At 49.1% G+C, this 21,732-nt stretch carries 23 protein-coding genes; 6 read left to right on the top strand and 17 right to left on the bottom strand.

Translation table 11 applies throughout. The features are described from left to right. Positions 1-18: 18 nt before the first annotated feature. A complete protein-coding gene (locus tag WKT10_RS13910; RefSeq protein WP_337433661.1) occupies positions 19-1,137 on the bottom strand; it encodes an SLC13 family permease in 1,119 nt (372 codons plus the stop codon). Positions 1,138-1,224: 87 nt separating this feature from the next. Between WKT10_RS13910 and WKT10_RS13905 the strand changes: the two genes are divergently transcribed. After that, positions 1,225-1,500: a type II toxin-antitoxin system HicB family antitoxin gene (locus WKT10_RS13905; RefSeq protein ID WP_066543943.1), complete on the top strand. Its 276-nt coding sequence runs from the start codon at positions 1,225-1,227 to the stop codon at positions 1,498-1,500. A 78-nt stretch (positions 1,501-1,578) separates the two neighbouring features. On the opposite strand, the gene WKT10_RS13900 is transcribed toward WKT10_RS13905, so the two are convergent. Then, positions 1,579-2,856 (bottom strand): L-cysteine desulfidase family protein, encoded by a 1,278-nt coding sequence (locus WKT10_RS13900; protein WP_340277843.1) that lies wholly within the window; start codon positions 2,854-2,856, stop codon positions 1,579-1,581. Between the two features lie 181 nt (positions 2,857-3,037). Here WKT10_RS13900 and WKT10_RS13895 point away from each other — a divergent pair, with 181 nt between their 5' ends. Continuing rightward, positions 3,038-3,931: a LysR family transcriptional regulator gene (locus tag WKT10_RS13895; RefSeq protein ID WP_340277841.1), complete on the top strand. Its 894-nt coding sequence runs from the start codon at positions 3,038-3,040 to the stop codon at positions 3,929-3,931. On the opposite strand, the gene leuD is transcribed toward WKT10_RS13895, so the two are convergent. Both leuD and leuC read right to left on the bottom strand, forming a co-directional pair. Next, positions 3,918-4,403, bottom strand: a complete 486-nt coding sequence (gene leuD / locus WKT10_RS13890; RefSeq protein ID WP_066543937.1) for a 3-isopropylmalate dehydratase small subunit — start codon at positions 4,401-4,403, stop codon at positions 3,918-3,920. The two genes, WKT10_RS13895 and leuD, sit on opposite strands and share 14 nt — an antisense overlap. A gap of 51 nt (positions 4,404-4,454) precedes the next feature. Then, on the bottom strand, positions 4,455-5,717 hold the full coding sequence (gene leuC / locus WKT10_RS13885) for a 3-isopropylmalate dehydratase large subunit (protein ID WP_317438708.1): 1,263 nt from the start codon (positions 5,715-5,717) through the stop codon (positions 4,455-4,457). A gap of 145 nt (positions 5,718-5,862) precedes the next feature. On the opposite strand from leuC, the gene WKT10_RS13880 reads away from it, so the two are divergent. Then, positions 5,863-6,744: a LysR family transcriptional regulator gene (locus tag WKT10_RS13880; protein WP_337932639.1), complete on the top strand. Its 882-nt coding sequence runs from the start codon at positions 5,863-5,865 to the stop codon at positions 6,742-6,744. A 50-nt stretch (positions 6,745-6,794) separates the two neighbouring features. Here WKT10_RS13880 and WKT10_RS13875 read toward each other — a convergent pair whose 3' ends face one another. The 9 genes from WKT10_RS13875 to WKT10_RS13835 all read right to left on the bottom strand — a co-directional run bounded on the left by WKT10_RS13875 (position 6,795) and on the right by WKT10_RS13835 (position 13,486). Further along, positions 6,795-7,022, bottom strand: a complete 228-nt coding sequence (locus tag WKT10_RS13875; protein WP_340277838.1) for an RsiV family protein — start codon at positions 7,020-7,022, stop codon at positions 6,795-6,797. A 144-nt stretch (positions 7,023-7,166) separates the two neighbouring features. Then, a complete protein-coding gene (gene ilvC / locus WKT10_RS13870) occupies positions 7,167-8,186 on the bottom strand; it encodes a ketol-acid reductoisomerase (RefSeq protein ID WP_066543932.1) in 1,020 nt (339 codons plus the stop codon). Positions 8,187-8,214: 28 nt separating this feature from the next. Further along, complete coding sequence (gene ilvN / locus WKT10_RS13865) at positions 8,215-8,718, bottom strand: acetolactate synthase small subunit (RefSeq protein ID WP_066544039.1); 504 nt, start codon at positions 8,716-8,718, stop codon at positions 8,215-8,217. Between the two features lie 154 nt (positions 8,719-8,872). Then, a complete protein-coding gene (locus WKT10_RS13860; protein ID WP_340277836.1) occupies positions 8,873-9,556 on the bottom strand; it encodes an HAD hydrolase-like protein in 684 nt (227 codons plus the stop codon). Next, entirely contained in the window at positions 9,556-10,389 is an 834-nt protein-coding gene (gene nudC, locus WKT10_RS13855; RefSeq protein WP_340277834.1) for an NAD(+) diphosphatase, read from the bottom strand. Before nudC ends, WKT10_RS13860 begins: the two co-directional genes overlap by 1 nt. A 22-nt stretch (positions 10,390-10,411) precedes the next feature. Continuing rightward, positions 10,412-10,594, bottom strand: coding sequence for an HPr family phosphocarrier protein (locus WKT10_RS13850; protein WP_066543926.1), 183 nt, complete (start codon positions 10,592-10,594; stop codon positions 10,412-10,414). 57 nt (positions 10,595-10,651) lie between these two features. Beyond that, positions 10,652-12,049 carry an MATE family efflux transporter gene (locus WKT10_RS13845; protein ID WP_340277832.1) on the bottom strand — a complete coding sequence of 466 codons (1,398 nt, stop codon included), beginning with the start codon at positions 12,047-12,049 and terminating at the stop codon, positions 10,652-10,654. A 43-nt stretch (positions 12,050-12,092) separates the two neighbouring features. Next, on the bottom strand, positions 12,093-13,043 hold the full coding sequence (locus tag WKT10_RS13840; protein ID WP_340277830.1) for an SPFH domain-containing protein: 951 nt from the start codon (positions 13,041-13,043) through the stop codon (positions 12,093-12,095). A gap of 11 nt (positions 13,044-13,054) precedes the next feature. Continuing rightward, the gene (locus WKT10_RS13835) at positions 13,055-13,486 is read right to left on the bottom strand and encodes an NfeD family protein (RefSeq protein WP_337932629.1); all 432 of its coding nucleotides are present in this window, start codon (positions 13,484-13,486) and stop codon (positions 13,055-13,057) included. 248 nt (positions 13,487-13,734) lie between these two features. On the opposite strand from WKT10_RS13835, the gene WKT10_RS13830 reads away from it, so the two are divergent. The 3 genes from WKT10_RS13830 to WKT10_RS13820 are packed head-to-tail and all read left to right on the top strand — an operon-like array spanning position 13,735 to position 15,773. Next, positions 13,735-14,742 (top strand): asparaginase, encoded by a 1,008-nt coding sequence (locus WKT10_RS13830; protein WP_337433654.1) that lies wholly within the window; start codon positions 13,735-13,737, stop codon positions 14,740-14,742. A 17-nt stretch (positions 14,743-14,759) separates the two neighbouring features. Continuing rightward, the gene (locus WKT10_RS13825; protein WP_337433653.1) at positions 14,760-15,467 is read left to right on the top strand and encodes an AzlC family ABC transporter permease; all 708 of its coding nucleotides are present in this window, start codon (positions 14,760-14,762) and stop codon (positions 15,465-15,467) included. Beyond that, positions 15,468-15,773: an AzlD domain-containing protein gene (locus tag WKT10_RS13820; protein WP_337433652.1), complete on the top strand. Its 306-nt coding sequence runs from the start codon at positions 15,468-15,470 to the stop codon at positions 15,771-15,773. 5 nt (positions 15,774-15,778) lie between these two features. On the opposite strand, the gene glpK is transcribed toward WKT10_RS13820, so the two are convergent. Genes glpK through WKT10_RS13800 form a run of 4 tightly spaced genes read right to left on the bottom strand, consistent with a single transcriptional unit; the run spans position 15,779 to position 21,683 of the window. Further along, complete coding sequence (gene glpK / locus WKT10_RS13815) at positions 15,779-17,278, bottom strand: glycerol kinase GlpK (protein WP_337932628.1); 1,500 nt, start codon at positions 17,276-17,278, stop codon at positions 15,779-15,781. Positions 17,279-17,294: 16 nt separating this feature from the next. Continuing rightward, positions 17,295-18,491: a radical SAM family heme chaperone HemW gene (gene hemW, locus WKT10_RS13810; protein WP_066543910.1), complete on the bottom strand. Its 1,197-nt coding sequence runs from the start codon at positions 18,489-18,491 to the stop codon at positions 17,295-17,297. Positions 18,492-18,515: 24 nt separating this feature from the next. After that, positions 18,516-20,330: a translation elongation factor 4 gene (gene lepA / locus WKT10_RS13805; RefSeq protein ID WP_066543908.1), complete on the bottom strand. Its 1,815-nt coding sequence runs from the start codon at positions 20,328-20,330 to the stop codon at positions 18,516-18,518. 54 nt (positions 20,331-20,384) lie between these two features. Then, entirely contained in the window at positions 20,385-21,683 is a 1,299-nt protein-coding gene (locus WKT10_RS13800; protein ID WP_417046104.1) for a stage II sporulation protein P, read from the bottom strand. Positions 21,684-21,732: the final 49 nt, after the last annotated feature.

Here is a 21,732-nt window from a genome sequence, read left to right as displayed (position 1 = left end):
TTTTTATCCATAATGCAGTCACAAAACGGAAGCCATGATCCACAAAGCAGCCAGAAAGATCACATTCCAGAATGTAAACGTCCTCAGATACGCCGTTTTCTTTTCCGGATATCGGGCAGCAATCTGCTTATAGGAGATCAGACTTGCCATAGAAGCGATCAGCGTTCCCAAGCCGCCCAGATTCGTCCCCACAATTAAAAGCTCCCATTGCTGTGTAAAATTGGACAAAAGCAGAGCTGCCGGCACATTGCTGATCACCTGGCTCATTATGACAGAGGCTGCCAGCTCATGACCTGAGATCACTCTTACCGCCAGTTCGCGAAAAGGGCCAAACCGGTTTATATTTCCAATAAACACAAAGAAGCATAAAAAGGTCAGCAAAAGGGAATAGTCCACCTTTGCAAACAACCGTTTATCGCCTGCCGCCACAGCTGCCAGTATAAGGATCAGAAGTATCTCTGCCGGAAGTGTTCCGTTTACCGTCTGAAGGCAGAGCAGAAATAAAAACACATAAAAAGCCGTCCGCACCAGATCCGGCCTTTCCGTCTTTTCTTCCATCTGAAGCTTAATTTTCCCCTTCTTTGAATAAAATACCACACTGAGAGCCAAAAGAAGAGCCGCAGCCGCCGTAAGCGGAAGCATCAGGAAAAGAAATTCCAGCAGCTTCATGCCGGATAAGCCATACAGGTAAAGATTCTGCGGATTTCCCATAGGGGTAAACATACTGCCCAGATTGGCTCCGATTGTCATCAGCGTAACCGTACAGCAGATTTTTTCTCTCATGGCCGCCATTTCAAGAATCATGATCCCAAAGGGAACAAAGGTGATCAGCGCCACATCATTGGTAATAAGCATACTGCCAAAAAAACACAAAAACACCAGAAGAAGCATGATCCCTCCCTGAGACCGGATCCGTTCCAAAAGCCGCTCTCCCAGATACCGGAACACGCCCAGGCTTCCAAGACCCGCTACCACTGCCATCAGGCAGAACAGAATGATCATCGTTCCCATATTAGAAGTAAAATACCTCAGATACTCCCTGTCCGGCTTTACCAGAAAACAGGATAAGAGGGCAAGGAAAAAGGAAACGGTCAGGATCGTTTCCCTTTTGATAAATGATATTACACGCAGCTTCATAATTTTATTTTTCATTCCTTTCTGTTCTGTACAAATAACCAGAACCGCGCTATAATACGTTTTATCACAAACCGGAGGTATTTTTCAATGACATTTACATATCCTGCTGTTTTTACCCCTCACAAAGAGGATAAAGGCTTTCACGCATATTTCCCAGATCTGGAATGCTGCGAAGCCGACGGACCCGATCTGGAGGACGCAGTAGAAAATGCAAGAGATGCGGCCAGAGACTGGATCACCGTAGAGCTGGAGGACACCTGCGACATCCCGCCCTGCAGCCATGCAGATGATATTGAATTAAAAGAAGGAGAATTTGTCAAATTTATCATGGTAACGATCAAGCTTCTGCCGGATAATGACTGATTGTTTCCGCAAAAAAGCTCTGCCTTACGCTGTGATCTGCTTTCACAGCGTATGCAGAGCCTTTTTTATTTCCTGATTTTATTCTCCGATCATGATCCGGATGATTTCTTCATTCGTAGCCTTCATTCCTTCTTTTCCCAGGCGGCCCACATTTTTAAGCGTTTCCTCTACTCCCTTTGTGACAATGCCGTCACCGCCGTAAAACTGCTGGCCGCGAATATACATCTGATATCCCAAAATGCCTGCATCTACCGCAGAAGCAATCTTTGCCGCGCAGGAAGCCTTCGCTCCGTCGCAGACAATTCCGGACACAATGGCAAGGGCATTTACCACCGTATGTACGATTTCTTTGTAATCTCCGCCATGAAGATAAGCGATTCCTGCCCCTGCTCCCGCTCCCGCACTGACAGCACCGCAGTAGGCAGAAAGCCTTCCGATGGCTGTTTTCTGGTGGATGGCCGTCAGGTTGGAAAGGGTCAGCGCCCGCAGCAGGGTTTCATGGCTTACCTTCATATCTTTCGCATATACAATTACGGGAACGGATGCCGTAATCCCCTGATTGCCGCTGCCGGAATTGATGATCACAGGCAGCTCACAGCCATTCATTCTGGCGTCAGACCCCGCCGCCGCCATAGCCTTTGCCCGGACACGGACGCTTTCTCCTTCCATATCCAAAAGAACGCTTCCGATATTGGCTCCGTAATTTCCCCGGATCCCCTCTTCTGCGATGGCCCAGTTATAATCAATCTGGCGCTCCAGCACCTCTCTTACATCCTCGATGTCCACAGTCCGGGCAAAATCCAGAATGTCCTTCATATTCAAAAGGCTCCGGTCCGTAAGCCCGTCCTCAGATTCTCCGGCTACCGGCTTCTTTTCCAGGATCTCTCCGTTTTTCTCTACCAGAACAATATTGGTATGGTAATTTGCGATCCGCACTCTGGCATAGGAAACGCCCTTATAAAGGGTAATCACAATATCAAAGGTGATCCCATTGTCAATATGCTCTACTGTAATGGGAACCTGCTCCATAAATTCCTTCATCTGCGCAGTCTGCTCGCTGCTTACACTGGCAATTACCTCTAACTCCTTATCTGCATCTCCTGCCACAATCCCTGCCGCCGCGGCTGCCGGAATGCCCTTTAAATGGTCTGTATTCGGCACAATTACAGATTTCACATTTTTAATAATGCTGCCGCTGGCTCCTACAACCACCCGGTCCGGCATTTCCCCCAGCACCTCTCTGGCCCTGGCAGCTCCATAAGCAAGGGCAATCGGCTCCGTACACCCCATTGCCGGAACCAATTCCTCCTTTAATGTCTGAACATACGCTGCATATTTTGCATCCCTCTTCTCCATGTGCCCCTTCCTCCTGAAGTTAAACCGTTCTGAGTTTTCACATTTTACAGCCATACTGCCAAATGGGAAATCCAACCTCTTGCATTCTCTTTAATTTTACTGTATCATATCCATATATTTTTGTAAATTTTAACATTTTAAATATATGATTAAAATATTTTTAATTAAAGAAGGAATCGGTATGGAATTTCGGGAAATCGTCACATTTTTACAGGCAGCCAAACTTCAGAGTTTTTCAAAAGCCGCCAGGCAGCTGGGATACTCTCAGGCAGCTGTCACTATTCAGATCAAGCAGCTGGAACAGGAGCTGGGAGTCCATCTCTTTGACCGCATTGGAAAGCAGACCACCCTGACCCATCAGGGACAGGTTTTCTATGAATACGCCTCTGCCATCATACGGGATCTGGCTCAGGCCAAAGACGCTATGGCAAATCCCACGGAGCTCACCGGGCAGCTGTGCCTTGGAACCATTGAATCCATCTGCAGCTCCATTTTCCCGGATCTTCTGACCGAATACCACAGACTGCACCCGAAGGTAAACGTAAATATTATCACAGACTCCCCGGACCGCCTGTTAGAGCAGATGAATGCCAATGTAATTGACATTGTCTATTTTCTGGATAAACGGATCTACGATCCCAAATGGGAAAAGGTCATGGAGCAGCCGGAGCAGATCCTTTTTGCCGCCTCTGCAGACCACCCCTTAAGTGCAAAAAAAGGAGAGCTTTCCTTAGATGAAATTCTCTCCTACCCCTTTGTCCTTACAGAAAAAAATGCCAGCTACCGGTTCATACTGGACCAGTATCTGGCATCTGAATACAAACGGCTGCATCCCTTTCTGGAAACAGGAAACACAGACTTTATCCTTAAATTTTTACAGCAGAATCAGGGAATCTCCTTTCTCCCGGAATTTACCATCCGGCAGGCGGTAAAGGAAGGCCGCCTCTGCATCCTTACTGCCAGGGACTTTCACATCCAGATCTGGCGCCAGATCGTCTATCACCGGGACAAATGGGTCACCCGGGAAATGGCGGAATTTTTAAGGCTTGCAAAAGAAATGGCTACTTTGCGTTAATATACGCAACCAGTCCGCCTGCCTGTATGATATCCTGCATAAAGGGCGGGAAAGACTGGCCTTTATAGACCTCGCCTCTGGTGATATTGGTGATCACGCCACTGTCAAAATCCACCTCTACCTTATCTCCTGCACTGATGGCCTTTGCCGCCTGAGGACACTCGATAATGGGCAGGCCGATATTGATGGAATTGCGGTAAAAAATCCTGGCAAAGGTCTCTGCGATCACACAGCTGACCCCGGCACATTTGATGGCCAGGGGTGCGTGCTCCCTGGATGATCCGCAGCCAAAGTTCTTCTCTGCCACAATAATATCCCCCGGCTGCACCTTATTTACAAATTCACGGTCAATATCCTCCATACAGTGCTTCGCCAGCTCCTCGCCCTTTGTGGCATTTAAGTAACGAGCCGGAATAATTACATCCGTATCTACATTATCGCCGTATTTAAAAACATGTCCGCATACTTTCATGGTAATCTCCCTTCTTTTTTAGGACTGTAAAACCAGATCGTCCCGGCAGCCTTACATCACTGCTTCGGGAGCCGTAATCTTTCCTGCCACGGCGCTGGCTGCGGCTACCGCCGGGCTTGCCAGATATACTTCTGAATCCACATGGCCCATACGGCCAACGAAATTGCGGTTTGTAGTGGAAATACATCTTTCACCGGCCGCCAGAATGCCCATATAACCGCCCAGGCAGGGGCCGCAGGTGGGAGTGCTTACCACTGCCCCAGCCTCAATAAATATTTCAAGCAGCCCTTCTCTCATGGCCTGCAGATAGATGGCCTGCGTCGCAGGGATCACAATACAGCGCACACCCTTTGCAACCTTCTTTCCCTTTAAGATCTCAGCTGCCGCCCGGATATCATCAATCCGTCCATTGGTACAGGAGCCGATTACTGCCTGATCGATCTTCACCTCGCCTACCTGATCGATGGTTCTGGTATTGGAGGGAAGGTGGGGAAATGATACCGTTGGCTTTAACCGGGATAGATCGATCACATAGGTCTCATCATACTCCGCATCCTCATCCGCCTCATATACCGTAAATTCCCGTTTGGAATGCTCCTTCATATACTGGAGAGCAGTCTCATCCACAGGGAAAATACCGTTCTTTCCACCGGCCTCAATGGCCATATTGCAGATGGTAAAGCGGTCATCCATGGACAGATTCTTAATGCCCTCTCCCGTAAATTCCATGGAGCGGTACAGGGCACCGTCCACACCGATCATGCCGATGATATGTAAGATCACATCCTTGCCTGATACCCATTTGGAGGGCTTTCCAACCAGCTCAAAGCGGATGGCAGAAGGCACCTTAAACCAGGCCTTTCCCGTTACCATTCCTGCCGCCATATCCGTGCTCCCCACTCCCGTAGAAAAAGCTCCCAACGCTCCGTAGGTGCAGGTATGGGAGTCCGCTCCAATCACCGCATCACCAGCCACAACCAGACCTTTTTCCGGCAAAAGTGCGTGTTCGATTCCCATATCACCCACATCAAAATAGTTGCTGATCTCATGGCGGCAGGCAAACTCTCTGCAGCATTTGCAGTTTTCTGCTGATTTAATATCCTTGTTCGGAATAAAGTGATCCATTACAAGGGCAATTTTATCTTTATCAAAAACCGTCTGACGGTTCATCTTTTTCATCTCATTGATGGCAACCGGAGAGGTGATGTCATTTCCAAGCACCAAATCCAGCTCCGCTTCGATCAGCTGTCCCGCTTTCACCTCTGCAAGTCCCGCATGAGCGGCCAATATCTTCTGGGTCATGGTCATTCCCATTGCTTCATCCTCCTCACCAGGGCGCTTTTCATTTAGCCCCATCTGTTTTTAATCTGTGCTTTACATTCTATCATATCTGTTGCTATAATAAAAATACATAATATGAATGGTGTATATGAAAAAATGTTATACAGGAGTGTTTACCATGGAACAGAACCTTTCACAGTATAAAATCTTTTACGAGGTAGCCAAAGCAGGAAACATTTCAAAAGCTGCCAAGGAACTCTATATCAGCCAGCCTGCCATCAGCAAAGCCATCAGCAAGCTGGAAGACAGCATCGGTATCCCGCTTTTCACCCGCAGCTCCAGAGGCGTGCAGCTGACAGCAGAAGGGCAGGTCCTTTTTGAATATGCAAAGGAAGCCTTTGAGGCCCTGACCAGAGGAGAACAGGAATTAAAGCGGATCCAGGAGTTTGACATCGGCCATCTCCGCATCGGCGTCAGCAATACCCTTTGTAAATATGTGCTCCTTCCTTATCTGAAGACTTTTATCGACCAGTACCCACACATGAGGATTTCCATTGAAGGCCAGTCTACTGCTCAAACCATCGCCGGTCTGGAACAGCACAAGCTGGATCTGGGCCTGATCGCAGAACCGGCTTCTCACAGGGATCTGACCTTTATTCCCGTTATGGATATTCAGGATACCTTTGTCACTACGCCTTCTTACCTGGAAAATCTCTATCTGCGGGAAGGAAAGGATGCGGATATCTTTGAAACGGGAAATATCATGCTTTTGGATCAGAGCAACATGACCCGGATCCATGTGGATAAATATCTGGAAGAATATTCCATTATTCCCCATCAGGTTCTGGAGGTTACAACTATGGATCTGCTGATCGAATTTGCAAAGATCGGTCTGGGTGTAGCCTGTGTCATACGGGAACTGGTACAAAAGGAGCTTGACAACGGAACTTTAGTGGAAGTTCCTCTGAAAAATGCCATCCATCGAAGAACCATCGGCTTTGCCTACCATTCCAATAATCAGGCCATGGCTTTAAAAACATTTCTGGAATTTCTTTATTAAGCATAACAGCTGCCGGAGAAATGTACGTTTTCCGACAGCTGTATTTTGGGCTATTTGATCACAAATTCCACGGTTCCTGCTGCTCCCGGTGCAATCTCATAGGGTGCAAACACCACTACGGGGGCTCCCGCTTCATTAAGATAAAAATCAGTTTCCTCTGTAATTCCGTCAAAACCGCCTTCCTCTGCATTCCAGAACTTCACTCCTGTTTCCTGCTCTTTCTGCGGGATCTGAACAATGACTGCCTCATTTACAATCCTCTCATACTCTGCTCCCAACACATTCTTCCTCTGTTCCTCCGGTTGCCAGAAAGGCTTCAAAGGCGGGTGAACACTTTAAATTCCAAAATATCCCAAAAGAGGCCGTCTGTTTGACGGTTCCCTCTTTTGGGATATCTGCTCCGTTTTCTAATTGATGCGTTATTAGTTGTTGATCAGCTTATCTTCTTCATTGTTCCAGCTGTAAAGCTTTCTGATCTCTTCGCCTACCTTCTCAGACGGATGCTCGGAAGCCAGTTTTCTCATTGCCTTAAAGTGTACCTGACGGCCTGCGGGAGACATATCAAGCAGGAAGTCCTTTGCGAAGGTTCCGTCCTGGATATCTGTGAGGATCTTCTTCATAGCCTTCTTTGTATCTTCTGTAATGATCTTCGGTCCAGTGATGTAGTCTCCATACTCTGCCGTATTGGAAATGGAATAGCGCATTCCTGCAAAGCCGGACTGATAGATCAGATCTACGATCAGCTTCATCTCATGGATACACTCAAAATATGCGTTCTTGGGATCATATCCTGCCTCTACCAGAGTTTCAAAGCCTGCCTGCATCAGAGCGCATACGCCGCCGCAGAGGACTGCCTGTTCTCCGAAAAGGTCTGTCTCTGTCTCTGTGCGGAAGGTAGTCTCTAAAAGTCCTGCTCTGGCACCGCCGATGGCAAGGCCGTATGCAAGAGCGCGGTCTAAAGCTTTTCCTGTGTAGTCCTGCTCTACTGCCACCAGACAGGGAGTTCCCTTTCCTGCCTGATACTCACTGCGCACGGTATGACCCGGAGCCTTGGGAGCGATCATGGTAACGTCTACATTCTTAGGCGGCTTAATGCAGCCAAAGTGGATATTAAAGCCGTGGGCAAACATCAGCATAGCGCCGTCCTTTAAGTTTGGCTCAATGTCCTTCTTATACATGTCCGCCTGAAGCTCATCATTGATCAGGATCATGATCACATCTGCCCTTTTTGCAGCCTCTGCCGCTGTATAAACCTCAAAGCCCTGCTCCTGGGCTCTCTTCCAGGAACGGCTTCCCTCATACAGGCCTACGATCACATTGCACCCGGATTCCTTTAAGTTCAGCGCATGGGCATGACCCTGGCTGCCGTAACCGATGATGGCAATGGTCTGTCCATCCAGCATGGATAAATTACAATCTTCCTGATAATAGATCTTTGACATATAAATATCCTCCTTGAGACGTTGTATTTTATGGCAGGTATCGGATATCTTCGCTTCCCCGCTCCAGTCCGGTCAGTCCGGTACGGGCCAGCTCCAGAATCTCGTAATCCTCTAACAGATTGATAAGGGCATCCAGCTTTGACTGGTCTCCTGTCAGCATGACCGTCAGGGAATCCCTTCCCACATCTACGATGGTTGCACGGAAAATATTGGAAATCGCACTGATGGCCTGGCGATCCTGAGCGCTTGCCCTTACCTTAACCATCATCAGTTCTCTGTATACGGAACGATCCGGCTTTAATTCCTTAATGTCTCTTACGTCCTCCAGCTTGTCCAGCTGGTTCTTGATCTGCTCAAGAACCGTCTGGTCTCCCAGAGAAACAACGGTCATCCTGGAATATCTCGGATCTGCAGTGACGCCTACGGTCAGGCTCTCAATGTTGTAGCCCCGGCGGCTGAACAGGCCTGCTACACGGGCCAGAACGCCGGCCGTATTGTCTACCAGAAGCGACAACACGATTCTGTCATCCATCATATCTTATTCCTCCATATCAGCCGGTCATTTCCCATCCCTGCCAGAAGCAGGATTTGTCTGAAAATTCCCTGTGCCATATATTAGTTTTTATCATAGCAACCATTATTTTATTTGTCAAATGTATAATAGGAATGGCAATTATGAACAGAAGTTATAACATTTCACCAAGGAGAATTGCCCTCAGCGCTTCTACCGACTCTGCAATCCGTGCCGCCTCACTCTCTTCCAGTTCCCTGCGGCTTCCGTAACCATAGAGCACGCCAATGCTCTCCAGCCCCTGCTCCCCAGCTCCTATGATGTCATGCTCCCTGTCTCCCACCATCACGATATCTGGCGCCAGACCACGGCCTGTTTCATCCCTTAAAAGACCAAAGCGCTCTCTTACATAAGAAATCACATCACCTTTTCTCACGCGGGTTTCCTCCAGATCAGCACCGCCGATGCCGTCAAAAAATCCAGCCAGCCCAAAATGCTCTAAGATCTGAACTGCAAAGGGCTCCGGCTTGGAGGTCGCCACATACAGCTTCTTTCCCGCATTTTTCAATGCTCCCAAAAGCTCCGGTATTCCCGGATACACCTTATTCTGCGCCCAGCCCTCCCGGCAGAAATACTCACGATACACGGAAATGGCCTCTGTGGCCTTTTCCTGGGAAAAACCGTAAAAATTGATGTAACTATCCCTTAAAGGCGGACCTATAAAGGGACAGAGCATATCCAGATTTGTTTCTTCTATGCCATAATGTGCCAGAGAATACTGGACAGCCTTTGTAATTCCTTCCTTCGGATCGGTCAGAGTGCCATCCAGATCAAATAATATGTACTTTTTTTCTTTCATTAGATTTTTCCATCCTTAAATGCTTTCATCATCTCATGGCCTACGCTGATATAGGGCGGATACTCTATGATCTCCTCCCTTGTAAACCAGCCGGCCTCCGACAGTTCCTCTTCCTGGAGCCGTATGGTATCGTCTCCGTCCAGATCTGCCACAAAGCCGATCATCACCGTATCGGAAAAAGCCCATGGCTGACTCTTATAGTAACGGATATTTTTGACTTTCAGTCCCACCTCTTCCATTACTTCCCGCTTCACACAGTCCTCAAAGGTCTCTCCGATTTCCAGATAGCCTGCGATCAGAGCATAATGACGGTAAGCTCCCCTGGCATACCTGGACATAAGCAGCCGATCCCCATTCCGGATCGCCACGATCACTGCCGGACTGATCTTGGGATATTCTGTATGGCCGCACGCAGAGCATACCATGGAACGCTCTTTCTCTCCCGGAGCCATCTTTCCCCCGCAGCAGCCGCAAAACCTGCGGCTCTCTCTCCAACGGTAAATCTGGCTCCCCGTAATTCCCGCAAAGCCGTCCTCCATGGGTTCAAAGGAGCGGAAGATCTGCAGTCCCTCCATAACAAAGCCGCCAAATTCCGGCATTTGAAACGTATCTGCCAGATAATACCCTTTGGAATCAATAGAAAAGAGGTATGAAACGCTTTCCACAGCATCTTCCTCTCCCTTTAAATCCCTAAAAGCAGGGAGACGGTATCTGTCCCCCTCCTTGATAAGCATTACCTTATTGTATTCATAATGAAGCAGGATATCATCCTCCTGCGGATTTTTTCTCATATAGACAGGATTAAACCTGCCTTCACCGATTTCCTGTATCATTGGCACTGCTTCCCTTTCTTCTTTAGTTGTGGATCACTATCTTAAGTTTTTTGCCTGTACCGAAGCTCATAACCCCCAAAAGGGATTTTCCATCCACAATACAGCTTCCCAGACAGACATCCACATCCCAGCGGATCTTTTCCGCCTGATTCACAAAGTGCACAATTTCCTCCACATTATTGAAAATAACCTCTCCTGACGTCATAAGCCAACCTCCTGCTTTTGCTTTTTTACTGATACAGGAAGTTTTTCCGCCATTTTCCTATTTATACTGATGCCTTAAAAAAATTTTCTTTAAGTTTACCCTCTTTAGGCTGCTGAAAAAGTAATAATACACCGCAAAGGCTGCTGAGGTTAAAGCCCAGGTCATAGGATAACAAAAGGCAGCTGCAAGAATGGTATTGAAATGCGGCAGTGCAAAAATAATCCAGATCACACGCACCAGACACACGCCTACACCGGTAATAATGAGAGGCATCCAGGCATCACCCACGCCTCTTAAGGTACCGGAAAGGATCTCAATGGTGATATAGGTAATAAAGGTGGGAACCATAAAACGGATCAGGCTCTGGCTGATGAGCTGTACCTGAGGATCCGAGGTAAAAAGCTCAATAAACAGGTATCCCCAGAAATACAGCGCTGTCGAGACAATGGCCGTAAGCACCACGCCGATCACCATACAGGCGCCTGCTCCCTTTCTCACCCGGTCCATCCGCCTTGCTCCGTAGTTCTGTCCAACAAAGGTAGTAACGGATATTCCCAGAGCATTGATCATCATCCAATACAGGCCGTCCACCTTTCCGTAGGTTGCCCAGGCAGTCACATTGTCTGTACCCAGATTATTTACACCGGCCTGGATAATAATGTTGGAAATGTTATACATTACAGACTGCATTCCCGCCGGAATACCGATGCGTATGATCCTCTGCAGCATCCGGCTGTCAATACGGATTTTTCTCCACTCCACCTTATACATATCCTGTGTGCGGGTCAGGCAGAGAATTACCAGGATCACTGAAAAAAGCTGGGAAGAAATGGTTGCCAGAGCAGCACCGGCCACTCCCATCCGGAGCACTGCCACCAAAACCACATCCAGGATAATATTTACAAAACAGCTCCCTATGAGGAAATACAGCGGCCGTCTGGAATCTCCCACTGCACGGAGAATGCCGGCTCCCATATTGTACAGAAGATTAGGAACCATCCCCAGAAAATAGATCCTGATATAGGTTACTGCATGATCCATTACGTCCTCAGGTGTATGCATGGCTGTGAGAGCCCATCTGGCCCCCACAAGTCCTACTGCCATAAAAAGAACGCCTCCTATGACCGAAAAAGCAACTGAGGTATGTACGGCCCAGTGGACCTTGTCGGCCTTTTTTGCACCGTAATACTGCGAGATGACCACAGTAGCGCCGCTGGACAGCCCCACAAAGAAGCCCACCATCAGATTGATCAGCGTACTGGTGGTTCCTCCTACTGCCGCCAGAGCCTGTTTTCCCACAAAGCGGCCTACTACCACAGCATCTGCCGTATTATAAAGCTGCTGAAAAAAGGTTCCGAATAAAATAGGGAAGAAAAACAGCAGCAGCTGTCCGAAAATACTTCCCTCTGTAATTCCATTTGCTTTTGTCTTTTGGACTTTTTGCTCCGCACTCATTTGTTTATCTCCTCGTTGACGGGTACTTTATCTCTTTATCTGCTTACTTCTCAGCAGCTCCGTCTCCTGCTACCTCTGCAATTGACTTTACAAGACCTGCAATTCCCTGGATTTCAGAAGGAATGATGATCTTGGTGGCTCTGCCGTTGGCAGCCGCCGCAAAGGCCTCCAGACTCTTAAGCTGCAGCACGGTCTGATCGGCTCCCGCTTCCCGGATGTAGCGGATTCCTTCTGCCGTAGCCTTCTGTACGGTACGGATAGCCTCCGCCTGTCCCTGAGCCTCCTTAATCTTCTTTTCCTTCTCTGCTTCTGCCCGAAGGATGGCCGCCTCTTTTTCAGCCTCCGCATTTAAAACGGCAGACTCCTTATTTCCCTCTGCTACCAGGATCATGGACTTCTTCTCGCCCTCTGCCTTTAAGATAGCCTCGCGGCGCTCACGTTCTGCCTTCATCTGCTTCTCCATGGCCTCCTGAATAGCTGCCGGGGGAATGATGTTCTTAAGCTCCACACGGGTAACCTTGATACCCCAGGGATCCGTCGCCAGATCCAGGGATTCCTGCATCTTGGCATTGATGGTTTCTCTGGAAGTCAGTGTTTCATCTAACTCCAGATCGCCGATAATATTTCTCAAAGTAGTAGCTGTCAGGTTCTCAATAGCAAGGATCGGACGCTCCACACCATATGCATACATTTTCGGATCGGTAATGTAGAAGAATACCACTGTATCGATCTGCATGGTAACATTGTCCTTTGTGATCACCGGCTGCGGCGGGAAGTCCTCCACCTGCTCTTTCAAGTTTACCTTCTTTGCCACCCGGTCAATAAAGGGGATCAGAAAATGGATGCCCACTCCGTAGGTTCCCAGATAACCGCCCAGACGTTCCACTACCAGGGCCTGTGCCTGAGGAACAATGCGGATACAGGATGAAAGAATCACCAGAATTACAACTGCAACAATAATAAACGCCATAAAACCTCCTATCATACCTAACATAAAATCCCTCCTTATTCATTTTCCTGTTCTACAAATAGTTTCGCGCCCCGGATCTCCCGGATCACAGCAGCTGTACCGGGCGTAAGGATCCGGTCCTCATGGAGCGAACGTGCCAGCCAGGTTTCTCCGGCTAAGGATACGCTTCCTGTTCCCCGGACGTTGTCGATGGTCTCCTTAACCACCACTTTTCTGCCAATGAGCCCGTCTGTGTTGGTCCGTGTCTCCTTCGGCTTTAGGATTCCTGCCGCCAGAGGCCGCACCAGAAGGAGCAGCGCAAAGGAAACGGCTGCAAACAAAGCCAGCTGCAGCTTCACGCTGCCTCCCAGAACCTGAACCAAAAGCCCCGCAAGCGCTCCCCCTGCAAACCAGATACAAGTAAGGGAAACGGTAAGCGCCTCTGCCGCTGTAAGCACGATAAATGCCGCAATCCAAAATAAGGTCATCTGCTTTTCCTCCTTTCTGCAGCCGTGCCGGAAAGCTGTCTGTACACTCCGCACGGATATGATTCCCCATTATAGCTGGCTGTACCCGCTTTTGAGGAAAGATATCTTTATTGTATCATATTTACTGTCATATTCAAATAAGGGAATGAAAAAATTGACAAATCGTAAGAGAATCGTTAGAATACAGACAGACTCTCCGGTTTGGGCTTTAAAGGCCGGCCGGTTATTGATAAGGAGATTTATATTTTATGAAACGCATCCTGCTTCTTGGCACTGGAGGCACCATTGCCTGCAAACGTACGTCCCATGGGTTAATGCCCCTTCTTTCCTCAGAAGAAATCCTTTCCTTTGTCCCGGACAGCCGGACGTTCTGCAGCATTGATTCGATCCAGGTATTAAATATTGACAGCACTAACATACAGCCCTCCCACTGGCTTACCATTGAAAAGGCCATTGAGGAACATTACAAAGATTATGACGGCTTTGTGATCACCCACGGTACAGACACCATGGCTTACACGGCCGCTGCCCTTTCCTATCTGATCCGCAATTCTGCAAAGCCCATTGTGATCACCGGAGCCCAAAAGCCTATCGATATGGAAAACACAGACGCCAGAACCAATCTTGCGGACAGCCTTCGCTTCGCCTCTCACCCAAACGCACATGGGGTCAATATCGTATTCGACGGCAAGGTGATCGCAGGCACCCGCGGAAAAAAGGAGCGCACCAAGAGCTACAACGCCTTTTCCAGTATCAATTTTCCCTATATTGCCACGATCCAGGAGGAGCATATCCTTTTTTATCTGGATGACAAGGAGCTTTTAAAAGAGCCGGTGCAGTTTTTTTGCCATTTAAATCCCAATGTGGGGCTTTTAAAGCTGATTCCTTCCATGGACGCCTCCCTTCTTGACTATATGGCAGAACACTATGACGCTGTTATCATTGAATCCTTCGGCGTAGGCGGCCTTCCCTCCTATGACGGAGGAGATTACCATCGGGCCGTGGGACGCTGGACCAGCCTGGGAAAAACGGTAATCATGACCACACAGGTCACAAATGAGGGCAGCAATATGTCCGTATATGAGGTAGGCAAAAATATCAAGCAGGAATTCGGCCTGCTGGAAGCCTATGACATGACTCTGGAGGCAGCAGTGACAAAGACCATGTGGATTCTGGGACAAACAAAGGATCCAAAGGAAATCCGGCGCCTGTTTTATCAGACCGTCAACCGGGATATCCTCTGGAAATCGATATAAGGGAGGGGAACAGGAGTATGAATCAGCAGAAACGTCCTTTTTATTCCGGATTGATCCACGGCATCCCTATCGGCCTCGGTTATCTGGCTGTATCCTTTACCTTCGGCATCATGGCGGTAAGCTCCGGCCTCTCTGTTTTCCAGTCTGTGCTTATCTCCCTTACCAATCTTACAAGCGCCGGCCAGTTTGCCGGCCTTGGCATCATAACCGCCGGCTCCTCTTATCTGGAAATGGCCGCGGTGCAGCTTGTGATCAACCTGCGCTACTGCCTTATGTCCTGCTCCCTTTCCCAGAAGCTGGATCATAAGATGCCTTTATTCCATCGTTTTCTCATGGCCTATGGGGTGACGGATGAAATTTTCGGCGTGTCGGTCTGTCATCCTGGAACCTTAAGCCCCTTTTACAGCTACGGGCTGATGAGCGCCGCTGTGCCGGGCTGGACTTTAGGAACGCTTTTAGGCGCGCTCTCCGGCAGTCTGCTTCCGGAACGGCTTTTAAATGCCCTGGGCGTGGCCCTCTATGGAATGTTTCTGGCGATCATCGTACCTCCGGCAAGAGAAAACAGGATCCTTCGGGCTGTGGTCCTGCTCTCCATGACAGCCAGCTTTGTATTTACCCTGATCCCGGTATTAAATACCATTTCATCCGGATTTAAGATCATCCTTTTGACCTTTGTTATCGCCGGAGGAGCCGCCCTGATCTGCCCTGTAAAGGAGGAAGCTTAAATGAATCGGAATATTTATGTCTATATAGCAGTAATGGCAGCAGTGACCTATCTGATCCGACTGCTGCCGCTCACACTGATACGAAAAGAAATCAAAAATACCTTTCTTCGTTCTTTTTTATATTATGTTCCCTATGTGACGCTCTCCGTCATGACCTTTCCGGCCATCCTCTATGCCACCCGCTCTGCGGCAGGCGGAGCCGCAGCTCTGGCCGTGGCCGTCCTGCTGGCCTGGAAGGGAAAAAGTCTTTTTCATGTATCCCTTGCAGCCTGCACAGCTGTATTTTTACTGGAATTTTTTATCTGAACTTCTTAAATCCCGTCTTTTGCCCAGCCATAGGAACAGCGTACCGCCTTCTGCCAGCCCTTAAGCATCCTGCACCGGACTTCCTCTTCAATCTTTGGGAAGAAGCTGCGATCCGCTTTCCATCCTCTGGCGATCTCTTCCTTATTTTTCCAGAATCCCACTGCAAGACCTGCCAGATAGGCAGCTCCCATGGCGGTTGTTTCCACACAGGCCGGGCGGTCTACCTGGACGCCGGTTAAATCTGCCTGAGTCTGCAGCAGATAGTTGTTGGCGCTGGCCCCTCCGTCTGCCTTCAGCCGTTTCACCTCCTGTCCCAGATCCATCTTCATGGCTTCCAGCACATCATTGGTCTGGTAACAGAGGGAATCCAGAGTCGCGCGGATAATATGATACCGATTCACCCCGCGGGTAAGGCCCAGAATGGCGCCTCTGGCATAGGCATCCCAATGCGGTGCTCCCAGACCCGTAAAAGCCGGCACCACATAACAGCCATTGGTATCCTTTACCTTTTCGGCCATATATTCTGAATCTGCCGCTGATCCGATCAGCCTCAGCTCATCCCTCAGCCACTGGATCGCTGCTCCAGCAGCAAAAATAGACCCCTCCAACGCATAGGTTACATTTCCCTCCAGCCCCCACGCGATCGTTGTCACAAGGCCGCTCTTTGAAAATACCGGCCGGTCTCCTGTATTCATAAGGAGAAAGCAGCCTGTGCCGTATGTATTTTTCGCATCGCCCGGCTCAAAACAGGTCTGGCCGAAAAGAGCGGCCTGCTGATCTCCCGCCGCGCCTCCTATCGGAATCGGATCTCCAAAAAACTGCCGGCCTGTCATGCCGTAAATACAGCTGGAGGGCTTTGGCTTTGGGAGCATCTGTTCCGGTATGTCAAAAAGCTCCAGGATTTCTTTATCCCAGGTAAGCGTATTGATATTAAACAGCATGGTCCTGGAAGCGTTGGAGTAATCGGTCACATGAACGGCTCCCTTTGTAAGCTTCCAGATAAGCCAGGTTTCCACGGTTCCAAAAAGCAGTTCTCCCCGCCCGGCCCTCTCTCTGGCTCCGGGCACATGATCCAGGATCCATTTCAGCTTGGTAGCAGAGAAATAGGCATCAATGACCAGACCGGTCTTTTGGCGTATCAGTTCTGTCAGTCCCTTTGCCTTTAATTCGTCGCAATAAGCCGCAGTCCGACGGCACTGCCACACGATTGCCGGACCAATGGGCTCTCCGGTAGCCTTATCCCATACAATGGCTGTCTCCCTCTGGTTGGTGATGCCAATAGCAGCAATATCGCCAGCCGAGGCGCCAATCTTTGACATAGCTTCCACTGCCACTCCCAGCTGAGTCGACCAGATTTCATTGGCGTCATGCTCCACCCAGCCGGGTTTTGGAAAATACTGGGTAAATTCCTTCTGAGCAAGGCTGCAGACCTCCCCGTTCTGATCAAACAGGATACAGCGGCTGCTGGTAGTCCCCGCATCCAGAGCCATGATATATTTCCCCATACATATGCTCCCTTCTCTAAGACAACAAAAATTCGCTGAGTACGAAATTGCTCACATCCATGCCCCATTCTGTAAGTGACAGCCATACTCCTTCTTTTTTCAGCAGACCATTGGCCATAAGCCGTTCGATCACCGCTCCATAGACCGTTTCCATTTTCACTCCGAACAGTCTTACGAAATCCATTTCCGATACCCCTCTCGTCATCCGAAGGCCCAGAAACATAAATTCTTCCATACGGGCCTCTCTTGAAAGCTGCTCCACCGGCCCAGCCAGTTCTCTCAGACCTTCCCCACAGTCATGCTCCAGATCCAGGGCCAGATAACGCCTCAGATCCTTTTCATTGGAAAAGCGGCAGCCGTCCATATAAGAAGATGCCCCCAGGCCCAGTCCCAGATAGGACACCTCTGTCCAGTAGCCTATATTGTGGCGGCATTCCTTTCCAGGCTTTGCATAGTTTGAAATCTCATAGCGCTGATAGCCCATCTCTCCCAGAAAATCCCTTGTAAGATGGTAAATCCTGTTTTCCGTATCTTCATCCGGAAGAGGAAGGACATTTTCTCTCCGGCAGCCGCCCATTCCCGGCCCATACTGTTCCCAGAAGGGCGTTCCCTGCTCTATGATCAGGCTGTATGCGGAAATATGCTCCGGTTTGAGCATCGTTACCTTTTTTAAGGTATTTTTCCACGATTCAAGCGTCTGGCCAGGGATCCCGCTCATAAGATCCACGCTTATATTGGTAAAGCCAGACATTCTTGCGCTCTGATAGCTCTTTAAAAACTCCTCAAAAGAATGAACCCGGCCCAGGTTTTTAAGCTCCTGATTATCTGCCGACTGAAGGCCGATGCTTACGCGGTTGATGCCACAGTCATGGTACACAGGAAGCTTGTTGTATAAAAGAGTACCCGGATTGGCCTCGATCGTAATCTCCGCATCCGGCTCCAATGTAAAGTTTTCCTTTACGGCCTCCATGATCCGCCGGATCAGTTCCGGTTCCATAACCGTAGGGGTACCGCCGCCGATAAAAACCGTGGATACCGTAAGCTCACTGCAGAAGGCTCCTCTGGCCCGGATTTCTCTTACCAGCTGATCCACATAAGCCTCATGGTCTGCAGCCAGAGCCCGAAAGGAGAGAAAATCGCAGTAAAAACACTTTTTCACGCAAAACGGGATATGGATATACAGCTCAATGGTATTTTTATTTGCATTTATCATAGGGTGACTGTCTCGCTTTTTCTCTTACTCTTCATCCAGCTTCAGAACGCTCATAAACGCCTTCTGCGGAATCTCTACATTTCCGATCTGGCGCATCCGCTTTTTGCCTTCCTTCTGCTTTTCAAGAAGCTTTCTCTTTCGTGAAATATCGCCGCCGTAGCACTTTGCAAGCACGTCCTTACGGACTGCCTTTACCGTCTCTCTGGCAATTATCTTTCCACCGATGGCTGCCTGAATGGGGATTTCAAACAAGTGGCGCGGAATCTCCTCCTTTAATTTTTCGCACATCCTGCGTCCCTTTTCATAGGCCGAGGCAGAATGTACAATAAAGGAAAGAGCGTCCACTTCCTCTCTGTTTACCAGAATATCCAGCTTCACAAGCTCAGACCGTTCATAGCCCTTTAACTCATAATCAAAGGAGGCATATCCTCTGGACCGCGACTTTAAGGCATCGAAGAAGTCATAGATGATCTCATTTAAGGGAAGCTCGTATTTTAAAAGGGCACGGGTGGTTTCAATGTATTCCATTCCCAGATATACGCCCCGGCGCTCCTGGCACAAAGTCATAATGGAGCCCACATATTCGGTCGTTACCATGATCTCCGCGCTTACAATAGGCTCCTCCATGTATTCAATTTCACTGGGATCCGGCAGATTGGATGGATTGGTAAGCTCGATCATCTCACCATTCGTCTTATATACCCGGTATACTACGCCCGGAGCCGTTGTCACAAGATCCAGGTTATATTCCCTCTCTAAGCGCTCCTGAATGATTTCCAGATGAAGCAGGCCTAAAAAACCGCAGCGGAAGCCAAAGCCAAGAGCCACAGAGGTCTCCGGTTCATAGAAAAGCGAAGCATCATTTAGCTGAAGCTTTTCAAGGGCGTCTCTTAAGTCATTGTATTTGGCACCGTCTGCAGGATAAAGTCCGCAGTAAACCATAGGCGTTACCTTTTTATAGCCCGGAAGGGGGCTTTCACAGGGACGGACGGCATCTGTAACCGTATCGCCCACACGGGTATCGCGGACATTTTTGATACTGGCGGTAATATAGCCTACCATTCCCGCGCTGAGCTCGTCGCAGGTAATAAACTGGCCTGCGCCGAAGTATCCGACCTCTACTACCTCTTCCTCTGCCCCCGTGGCCATCATCCGCACACGGGTTCCCTTCTTTACCGTGCCTTCCATCACACGGCAGAAAATAATTACACCTTTGTAAGAATCATAAATAGAATCAAAGATCAGCGCCTGAAGAGGAGCATCGGGATCTCCCTTGGGAGACGGGATCTTGTGCACAATGGCCTCCAGAACATCTTCGATATTCAGTCCTGTTTTCGCGGAAATACGGGGCGCATCGTGAGCCTCCAGACCAATCACATCCTCTATCTCCGCCTCCACATGATCCGGGTCGGCGCTTGGAAGATCGATTTTATTGATAACCGGAAATACGTCCAGATCATGATCCAGAGCCAGATAGACATTTGCCAGCGTCTGAGCCTCAATGCCCTGGGACGCATCCACTACCAGGATGGCTCCGTCGCAGGCTGCCAGACTGCGGGAAACCTCATAATTAAAGTCTACATGTCCGGGAGTGTCGATCAGGTTAAAAATATATTCCTCCCCGTCCTTTGCCTTATATACGGTACGCACTGCCTGAGATTTGATGGTAATGCCTCTCTCCCGCTCCAGGTCCATGTTGTCCAGGATCTGCTCCTGCATCTCTCTGCTTGTTAAAAGCCCTGTTTTTTCAATAATACGGTCAGCCAGGGTGGACTTGCCGTGATCAATATGGGCGATGATACAAAAATTTCGTATTTTACTCTGGTCAATCGTTGCCATTCTTTATCCTCGTCTTCTTTCAAATTAAAATATATCTGCCATTATACCTTTTTTTCACTCCCCTTGCAACACCATATCCAAAAGTTGTGCCAGGGGCTCCATGGCGTTTTTTACCTCTTCAAATGTATTCGTCTGAGCCCCCGCTTCAATAAGAGCAGACTTAGGCCGCAGGTGGAGATTATAGCGCAGTCCCTTTAAATAGATCTTTCTGGCAAATCCTGGAAAATACGCCTGTGCTCCCAGCTGCATTTTCAGGCTGAATGCAAGGTTTTCTGCCAGATAAGGATTGGGAAGATAGGCAATTTTTCCCTCCGGCGTACGGCTGAGGCCGTTAAAAAACATGATCTGCGCCGTGGGCTTTCCATTGATGTCGGAAACCATGTGGAGATTTTCCGAAACGCCATCCCTGTGAAGATCCAGAACTACCTGAATGGAAGGATTCTGCTGCAGGATACGGTTTACGCCTTCCAGTGCATAATTATAGGCCTTACTCCGATCCAAAACGCCACTTTGCAGATCATAAACCGACGTGTCATGGTAAACCCGGTAGCCCTTCTGCGTCAAAAGTTCTGCCAGATAATCTCCCACTTCCACAATGGTCCGCCCCTGAGGGCCGGAATCCTTAAAGGCCTCCTGAGAATGGGTATGGTAAATAAGGATCTGCGGCCCTTCCCCTTCTTTATCTAATGTCACATCATGGCTTAAAAGTGCCGGACCGTTAAACAGATCGCGGCCTGCTGTGGTAGAGGTATGTACGCTGTAAAAATGCTTCATGAGAAAGTCAAAATCCTCCAGCTGCTGAAGCTGATAAAGTGTTCCTGTTACCGGCAGAGGAAGGCTTCCTGCCAGGGAAAGGGCAGAGCCTGAAACACTGGCTGCGGTTTCCTCTAACGCTTCCCCGAAGCTTTCTGCGGGGCTTTCCTCTAAGCCGTGAGCCATGCTCCCCTGCGAGGCCTTTTTTCTTTCTTCATGCTGCTTCTCCCCTGTTGTTTCATCTCCGTACCGGTCAAGATACTGGTGCTCCCTGTAAAATAAACGTGCCTGCATATGATTCCTGAAAACAGGGTCTGCATCTTCCCAGGCGATCTTTACAGCCTGATCCGTATTACTGCCGTCCTGCTCCGTTATGTTCCTGGAATTTTTCCCCGTCATCTCATAAGGCGCAGCCTGATGCCACAGAAGCGCTGCCAGTTCTTCCCCGGCCATCCGAACCTGCTGCTCCCAGGGAACCGCCGTAAGGACGGCTCTGCTGTTTTTTATCATATAGACGGCTCCCCATACGGTTCCCGCAGCCGCAAGGCCCATGAGACATATCCTCACCGGCCCTCTCCTTCCGTTCCTTTTCATCCCCATACCCGGTCCCGCCTGTCCTTTTTACACCTTGCCAAAGTGCTGTATCCTA

It is taken from the genome of Enterocloster sp. HCN-30185, from assembly GCF_037890305.1.
GTDB lineage: Bacteria > Bacillota > Clostridia > Lachnospirales > Lachnospiraceae > Enterocloster.
The sequence above is the reverse complement of the archived record's forward strand: the minus strand, read 5'-3'. Positions and strand labels throughout refer to the sequence as shown.

Coding starts and splice junctions, on each gene's coding strand:
- WKT10_RS13845 (WP_340277832.1), bottom strand. CDS start 12,049: ATGAGTGCGGAGCAAAAAGTCCAAAAGACAAAAGCAAATGGAATTACA.
- WKT10_RS13910 (WP_337433661.1), bottom strand. CDS start 1,137: ATGAAGCTGCGTGTAATATCATTTATCAAAAGGGAAACGATCCTGACC.
- WKT10_RS13850 (WP_066543926.1), bottom strand. CDS start 10,594: ATGACGTCAGGAGAGGTTATTTTCAATAATGTGGAGGAAATTGTGCAC.
- ilvC (WP_066543932.1), bottom strand. CDS start 8,186: ATGTCAAAGATCTATTATCAGGAAGATTGTAATTTATCCATGCTGGAT.
- lepA (WP_066543908.1), bottom strand. CDS start 20,330: ATGGCAACGATTGACCAGAGTAAAATACGAAATTTTTGTATCATCGCC.
- leuC (WP_317438708.1), bottom strand. CDS start 5,717: ATGGGAATGACCATGACCCAGAAGATATTGGCCGCTCATGCGGGACTT.
- WKT10_RS13820 (WP_337433652.1), top strand. CDS start 15,468: ATGAATCGGAATATTTATGTCTATATAGCAGTAATGGCAGCAGTGACC.
- hemW (WP_066543910.1), bottom strand. CDS start 18,491: ATGATAAATGCAAATAAAAATACCATTGAGCTGTATATCCATATCCCG.
- nudC (WP_340277834.1), bottom strand. CDS start 10,389: ATGATACAGGAAATCGGTGAAGGCAGGTTTAATCCTGTCTATATGAGA.
- WKT10_RS13830 (WP_337433654.1), top strand. CDS start 13,735: ATGAAACGCATCCTGCTTCTTGGCACTGGAGGCACCATTGCCTGCAAA.
- WKT10_RS13860 (WP_340277836.1), bottom strand. CDS start 9,556: ATGAAAGAAAAAAAGTACATATTATTTGATCTGGATGGCACTCTGACC.
- WKT10_RS13880 (WP_337932639.1), top strand. CDS start 5,863: ATGGAACAGAACCTTTCACAGTATAAAATCTTTTACGAGGTAGCCAAA.
- leuD (WP_066543937.1), bottom strand. CDS start 4,403: ATGAAAGTATGCGGACATGTTTTTAAATACGGCGATAATGTAGATACG.
- WKT10_RS13825 (WP_337433653.1), top strand. CDS start 14,760: ATGAATCAGCAGAAACGTCCTTTTTATTCCGGATTGATCCACGGCATC.
- WKT10_RS13905 (WP_066543943.1), top strand. CDS start 1,225: ATGACATTTACATATCCTGCTGTTTTTACCCCTCACAAAGAGGATAAA.
- glpK (WP_337932628.1), bottom strand. CDS start 17,278: ATGGGGAAATATATCATGGCTCTGGATGCGGGGACTACCAGCAGCCGC.
- ilvN (WP_066544039.1), bottom strand. CDS start 8,718: ATGGATGACAGAATCGTGTTGTCGCTTCTGGTAGACAATACGGCCGGC.
- WKT10_RS13840 (WP_340277830.1), bottom strand. CDS start 13,043: ATGTTAGGTATGATAGGAGGTTTTATGGCGTTTATTATTGTTGCAGTT.
- WKT10_RS13800 (WP_417046104.1), bottom strand. CDS start 21,683: ATGGGGATGAAAAGGAACGGAAGGAGAGGGCCGGTGAGGATATGTCTC.
- WKT10_RS13895 (WP_340277841.1), top strand. CDS start 3,038: ATGGAATTTCGGGAAATCGTCACATTTTTACAGGCAGCCAAACTTCAG.
- WKT10_RS13835 (WP_337932629.1), bottom strand. CDS start 13,486: ATGACCTTATTTTGGATTGCGGCATTTATCGTGCTTACAGCGGCAGAG.
- WKT10_RS13900 (WP_340277843.1), bottom strand. CDS start 2,856: ATGGAGAAGAGGGATGCAAAATATGCAGCGTATGTTCAGACATTAAAG.